Genomic DNA, 6,870 nt, shown 5'->3' on the forward strand with positions numbered 1-6,870 from the left:
TAATTAGTTTTTTTGCAAAAATCCCATTCATACGATTATTGTAGCATATCTTTTACACGATTTAACAGATATTCTCTATCGTTCAAATCTGGTTGGTCCACAACTTCGTCGAAAACTGTTTTCAGAATCTGGCCTATTTTTTGCCCCTGAGGCACGCCCATTCCGATTAAATCCTTACCATTAATCTTTAAATCCTTTATAGATAAGCAGTCCTCCTGCTCAAGGATTTGGCGATACATAGCTTCGATTGAATCAATATATGCAAGCTTCTCATCACGACAGTACATGCTCTGTGCCATGGTATCTGCTCTTTTAACAGCTAGTAAATCTTCAAAGTTATCATTACCAACTCTGATTATTAGCCTACGAATGTTTCTAGGTGTAACCTCTGGTCTATCGTCATGATTTTTAATCAGATTGCAAACTGCATCAGTAGTTTCGTTGTCAAACTTCAAACGACGTAATATAGCTTTAGCCATCTTAGCCCCTTCTACCTGATGCATTTTGAAATGGTTTTGGCCTTCAGCATCAATTGTCTTGCAAGCTGGTTTTGCCACATCATGAAGAAGCATTGTAAGTCTGAGCACCTTATCTGCCTTTACATTGTTTAAAGCGACAATTGTATGCTCTCCCACTGTGTACATGTGGTGCTTGTTTACCTGGTCGCAAGCCATCATATCATTGAACTCAGGGAAGAATACATCTGTAAGGCCTGTCTCGTAAACATTTCTTATCCTCTCAGGATGATCTGATGTAATTAATTTTACAAGCTCTACCTGGATTCGCTCGGCGCTGATTCTATCCAAGGTTGGTGCCAAGGTCTTGATTGCCTCGTATGTAGCTGGCTCAATCTCAAATCCAAGCTGTGCTGAAAATCTGAGGGCGCGAAGCATACGAAGAGCATCCTCTGTAAATCGCTCTGTAGGATTGCCTACAGCCTTGATGATGCCATTCTCTAAATCCTGCTCGCCACCAAACAAATCCACCAATCCTCTGGTGTCGTTGTAGGCCATAGCGTTGATAGTAAAATCGCGACGCTTTAAATCTTCCTCAAGAGAAGCTGTGAATGTAACTTCCTTAGGATGACGACCATCCTCGTATTTGCCATCTACTCTATAGGTGGTGACCTCGTATCCTTCACCATGAAGCAATACAGTCACAGTACCATGCTCTATGCCTGTATCAAATGTGCGCTCGAACAAAGCCTTCACCTGCTCTGGCAAGGCCGATGTGGTAATATCCCAATCGTGAGGAATTTTCCCTAGAATGCAGTCACGGACACAGCCGCCTACTGCATAGGCTTCGTGTCCGTTAGATTCTAAAATATTTATTATTTTTGAAACGTCTGCTGGTAAATTCATATTAATAAGCTTTACCCCAATATACTAATTTCTTAGCTGGCTTGCCGCAGCATGCGCATACTTCAGAAATATGCTCCTGATCATTAAATGGCATACAACGTGAAGTTACAGCTAAATCTTCTTTTATTTTGTTCTCGCACTCAACATCGCCGCACCACATTGCACGAATGAAGCCTGGCTTGTTGTTAGCGATTTCTGTGAACTCTGCATAGTTGTGAGCATCCCAGATATGGCTATCACGGTGAGCCTTTGCACGCTCGAACATATCCTTCTGGATAGTCTCAAGAAGCTCTGCTACCTTTGCCTCTACCTGATCAAGTGGGCACTCAATCTTTTCACGTGTATCACGGCGAACAAGTACACACTTGCCTGCCTCGATATCCTTTGGTCCAAGCTCTACACGAACAGGGATACCACGCATCTCTGCCTCTGAGAACTTCCAACCTGGTGACTTATCTGAATCATCAAGCTTAGCACGCATTGTCTTACCAAGACGCTCGCAAACCTCACCTGCCTTTTCAAGTACGCCTTCCTTCTTCTGCTGAATAGGAATAACAACTACCTGTGTAGGTGCGATACGTGGTGGAAGTACAAGACCTGAATCATCACCGTGTACCATAATGATAGCACCAATAAGACGAGTAGTCATGCCCCATGATGTCTGGTGAACATACTGAAGCTGATTATTTTTATCTGTGTACTGAATACCGAAAGGCTTAGAGAAGTTCTGGCCAAAGTTGTGTGATGTACCAGACTGTAAAGCCTTACCATCGTGCATAAGAGCCTCGATTGTGTATGTAGCCTCAGCACCTGCAAATTTCTCTTTATCTGTCTTCTGTCCGCGAACTACTGGCATAGCAAGTACTTCCTCGCAGAAATCAGCATAGAGGTTGAGCATCTGAACTGTACGCTCCTCAGCCTCCTCAGCTGTTGCATGAGCTGTATGGCCTTCCTGCCATAAGAACTCACGTGAACGAAGGAATGGACGTGTCTCCTTTTCCCAACGAACTACAGAGCACCACTGGTTATAAACCTTTGGTAAATCTCTGTGAGAGTGAATAATATCTTTATAGAAATCACAGAAAAGAGTTTCTGAAGTCGGACGAACGCAAAGACGCTCCTGAAGCGGGTTAAGACCACCATGTGTAACCCAAGCTACCTCTGGTGCAAATCCCTCAACATGATCCTTCTCTACCTGTAGAAGACTCTCTGGAATAAACATTGGCATATATACATTCTGTACGCCAGTTGCCTTGAATCTTCTGTCTAACTCGTGCTGGATATTTTCCCAAATAGCATACCCATCGGGCTTGATAATCATGCATCCCTTTACAGATGAGTATGCAATCAAATCTGCCTTAACAACAACATCGGTATACCATTGTGCGAAATCCTCTGACATAGAGGTAATCGCTTCTACCAGCTTTTTTTCCTGTGCCATTTCAATCTCCTTTGTAATAATTATTCGCATTTTACTATGAAAATGCCGTATTTGCCCGTTTATTTTATAACATACCGCCACTAAAAACAAGCCCACCTCAGCCCCTCCGAGGCACTATTCGCACTCTTTTATAATATTTGTGAGCGGTATCGGGTCTGGCGGGATGTGCCCCTACCACTTTTAAGTATCATTGGAGCAGATTTTCGGATTACCTTTATGTGTAAGGTTGCCCATATGTAGGTGTACTTACGAGGCTTTTACTATTCGAAGGTAATGTGTGGGTGGGACGGACAACGTAGTTTATTTAATCATCTAGTCTTAACTAGTCTTTGTATTATTACTTTTGCTACTCCGTTTACTAAGAAAAATTAAAAAAGAGATATTTGTATGTATTGGCACCGTGGCACATTCAACGTCCTGTTTCAAGTGACCACTGCTGCCGCCGTCCTAGCGGCAGCTGCCAATTCATATCAAATATCTCTTTTTATTTTTCTAAGTTCACTCCAAAGCAAATAGTAATAAATACAAAGCTAGCTTAAGACTGATGATTACTAAGTGTAGTGTTTGTCCGTCTCCACCCATACTTTACCGATAGAATTGTAAAACTTCGTAAGAACACCTACTAATAAATATGGGCAACCACACATTTAGGTAATCCCAAATCTGCGACGTACTAAAAGTGGGAGGGGCACATCCCGCCAGACCCGATACCGCTCATTCCTCATGTAAAAAGAGTGTGAATAGTGCCTTGTCCCATAGGGTGGGCGCGGCGGTGGTTATATCAAATAAAGTTCTTCGAAGCGTTTGACTGGGAGGGGCTTGTCGAAGAAGTAGCCCTGCAGGTAGTCGGCTCCGGTGCCGCGGAGGTATTCCATTTGCTCCTGGGTTTCTACGCCTTCGATTATTACAAGCATTCCCAGTGCTTTGGCAAGGGTGATGATCGTGTTGACAATCTTGCGGCCCCTTGTAACGTTTTTGTCCATTGATAGGAATGCCATGTCCATTTTTAGGATGTCGGCTGGCACTTCCTTCAGCATGTTTAATGAAGAGTAGCCACTTCCGAAGTCATCGATTTCTACCAGGAATCCGTATTCTTTGAGGGAATTGATGATTTCTAGCTGACGCTCTTTTTCAGTCATGAAAATGGTCTCGGTTATTTCCAGCTTTAGACGGGATGGATGAATGTGGTACTTTTCGACCAGTCCTACTAATGTTTCGTATAGGTCTACGTAGTAGAAATCCTTTACGGAAATGTTTACCGAAATGGATAGGTCATCGAATCCCATGGATGACCAGTATGCAAGTCTTTTGGCGGCCTGTTCCCAGATGTACATATCAAGCTTGTAAATGTATCCGGTCTTTTCCAATAGAGGAATGAATGAAGCTGGTGCAATGATTCCGCGGTCTGGATGAATCCAGCGAACCAATGCTTCCGAAAGCTTTACCTTCTGGTCCATATTTACAATTGGCTGAAGGAACATCGCAAACTGGCCTGTCTGTAATGCTTCCTCAAACTCTCCAAGAATCTTCTGTTCGCTAAGGTACTCCCGGCGAAGCATGTCTCCGTAGTAGGCGATGGAGTTTTTGAAGCTTGAGCTAATTGAATCAATCGCAAGGAACGCTCCATCTACCATGGAAATAACTGGTGCCTGCTTGTCAAAGATTTCATATACACCAACAAGGATTACCATTCTGTACTGGGCATTGTTGAGGTAGTTGCTTACCATGTTCATGCCAGTCATAAATAGTTCCTCAGTGTAACGACTCTTTGGCATGAGTACTGCAAATCTATCTGCTTCAAGGCGGGCAAATGTGGAGCCCTTCTGTATCTTTTCCCTGATTGTATCTGCGCATCTGATAAGTAAACGATCAGCTTCCTCCACACCAAACATGTCGTTGATAAGCTTGAAGCCTTTGATGTTGCAGCATACCATTACGTATTCTACATTTGGATATTCGTCCAGGATGTTACGAACGTCCTCAAAGAAAGCTTCTCTGTTCAACGCACCTGTAAGGCTATCGTGGGTGCTACGGTATTTTTCTTCTTCGTATGCAATGAAATCTCCAGTTACATCATAGAAGGATAAATAACATCCGCAGTAATAGCCTTTTTTGTCGTATATTTTGTTGAAGTGGATGTCGAATCGATATTCATCACCGTTGATGTTGAAAATATCATTCCAGCTGGCGTTGGAAATAGAGTTTGTCTCACGTCCATCACGCCATTTTCGGAATCTCTCCTCAAAAACCCTCTTTTCTCCAGAAGGACAAAACAGTCTGTTTGCAAACTGATTAGAATAAATGCAACAGTCGTTTTCATCGAAGGATACAAGTGCGCATTCCATTCTTTCTGTGATTGTGGTAAGCATGTACTCCACAAATGTCTTTGGATTATACAAAAGTGAATAATAGCCTACATACACTGCTGCAACAGAATAAAAGCAAACTGATACATCCACTGGATAATCAAAGAATAAATAAAGCACATTTAAAAGAATAATGCCCACAAACATAATAAGAATTGATAAATATCTGGTTCGGTGGAAGCCACTTGTTATAATTGTCTTCTTTAAAAGAACGACAACGATAATTGCTACTAATATGTAGCAGAATATCAAATGCACCATATAATAGTCATTGATTTCAAAGGCATAGAACCATTCCTCTGGATTCAATCTACGCTCTACTAGTGAAAAAGCATGATGCCACTTTTGATTTGCAAACAAACTAATGTTGTCAAGCACAGCAATTGCCGCTATTATAATTGGCGCTGAATAAGTGTCCAACCAAATTCTAGTATACTGTCTCGCATAGAAAACAAATGTAATCAAAAGCCAATCTATTCCCGCAAAATATAGCGCATAACTAAACTCTGCCTGGCCGAAATCGTGAGTGGAAATAGCCCGCACATACGCCAAACTTGTTATTATTCCAACTATAAATAGCTGGATAATAGATATGCTCAGTTTACTATGTTTAATTGTGTGTCGTGTTCCTATGTATACCGCACATGCAAGCATTATGAATGCCGTCAGCATGATTAGTAAACTGTATATCTTAATCAAATGATACCCCCCGTTCTATGCTAGCCTGCCACCTTGCTGTCTGCGAAGTCCGCTCCCTTAGGTTTAATGTCAAATCCCATTCTTTCGCCTGTCACTGGATGATTGAAACCAATGTGATATGAGCATAGTGCAAGATTGTGTCCTGTAGAAATTCCACCGTATTTTACATCACCAACGATTGGCGCAGTTCTGCTGGCCAATTGGATGCGAATCTGATGATGTCTTCCGGTGAACAAATCAATATCAAGAAGCTTTTTGTCATCCCAGTGGTCCACTGCGCGATATCTTAGAATCGCTTTCTTGGCACGTGGATCTGACTCCTTTACTACCTTTGATAGATTTGTACGATTATCCTTTACTAAATAATCAACAAGCTCCCCTTCATCCGGGAAGGATTCCCTGCTGATTACTGCATAATATTTTTTTCTAAATGTGTGGTCTGTAATCTGTTTTGTAAGCTTGTTTGCCGCTTCTGATGTCTTGGCAAAAACCATAACTCCCTCTACAGGCTGGTCTAGTCTGTGGACCACATGGGCCGTTGGCTTTTCGTTTTTGGAAACGAGATAATTATTTATCTCGCTTACCATGTCCTTTTCGCCAATACTTTTTGTCTGTGTTGCCACACCCGCTGGTTTGTAGCATACGAGAATGCTATCGTCCTCAAAAATTATGTCCATACATTATACCCCCTCGTATAATATTTTAGATACATTAAATGTACCTTGATAACTTAATAAATATCTGTTCAATAGGCTTAGTTAAGCCCATGATATAATTGTCCCAGTGTCAATCAGGTAATAGTTCTATTTCCCCCTGTTGAACCAGAAATGGTTACTTCATAATAAGTCTGTTCCCCTGACATGGAAGTTAACTTCAAACCGGCTGGCTGTTTGCTTAAGTACATGGACTACCATCTAGCAGTGTGGTTTCGCATCTGTCCATCTTAAGCTGGATTCTTATATGCGAGGGTGTCGATGCTCCATGATCATGGGTTTTACCAAGC

4 protein-coding genes are annotated in these 6,870 nt (G+C 42.0%); all 4 read right to left on the reverse strand.

All coding sequences use genetic code 11. From position 1 onward, the window contains the following. Positions 1-35 precede the first annotated feature (35 nt). The 4 genes from BM102_RS11810 to BM102_RS11825 all read right to left on the reverse strand — a co-directional run bounded on the left by BM102_RS11810 (position 36) and on the right by BM102_RS11825 (position 6,544). Complete coding sequence (locus tag BM102_RS11810; protein WP_442960199.1) at positions 36-1,367, reverse strand: CCA tRNA nucleotidyltransferase; 1,332 nt, start codon at positions 1,365-1,367, stop codon at positions 36-38. After that, complete coding sequence (gene proS, locus BM102_RS11815; RefSeq protein ID WP_090482220.1) at positions 1,363-2,802, reverse strand: proline--tRNA ligase; 1,440 nt, start codon at positions 2,800-2,802, stop codon at positions 1,363-1,365. Before proS ends, BM102_RS11810 begins: the two co-directional genes overlap by 5 nt. Before the next feature lie 776 nt (positions 2,803-3,578). After that, on the reverse strand, positions 3,579-5,867 hold the full coding sequence (locus BM102_RS11820) for a GGDEF domain-containing protein (protein WP_143085491.1): 2,289 nt from the start codon (positions 5,865-5,867) through the stop codon (positions 3,579-3,581). A 20-nt stretch (positions 5,868-5,887) separates the two neighbouring features. Beyond that, entirely contained in the window at positions 5,888-6,544 is a 657-nt protein-coding gene (locus tag BM102_RS11825; RefSeq protein WP_044936418.1) for an RluA family pseudouridine synthase, read from the reverse strand. Positions 6,545-6,870: the final 326 nt, after the last annotated feature.

Source organism: Pseudobutyrivibrio sp. JW11 (genome assembly GCF_900115355.1).
Taxonomy (GTDB): Bacteria; Bacillota; Clostridia; order Lachnospirales; family Lachnospiraceae; genus Pseudobutyrivibrio; species Pseudobutyrivibrio ruminis.

Bases quoted from the DNA above. Each gene is read 5' to 3' on its own strand.
- proS (WP_090482220.1), bottom strand. From the start codon at position 2,802: ATGGCACAGGAAAAAAAGCTGGTAGAAGCGATTACCTCTATGTCAGAG.
- BM102_RS11825 (WP_044936418.1), bottom strand. From the start codon at position 6,544: ATGGACATAATTTTTGAGGACGATAGCATTCTCGTATGCTACAAACCA.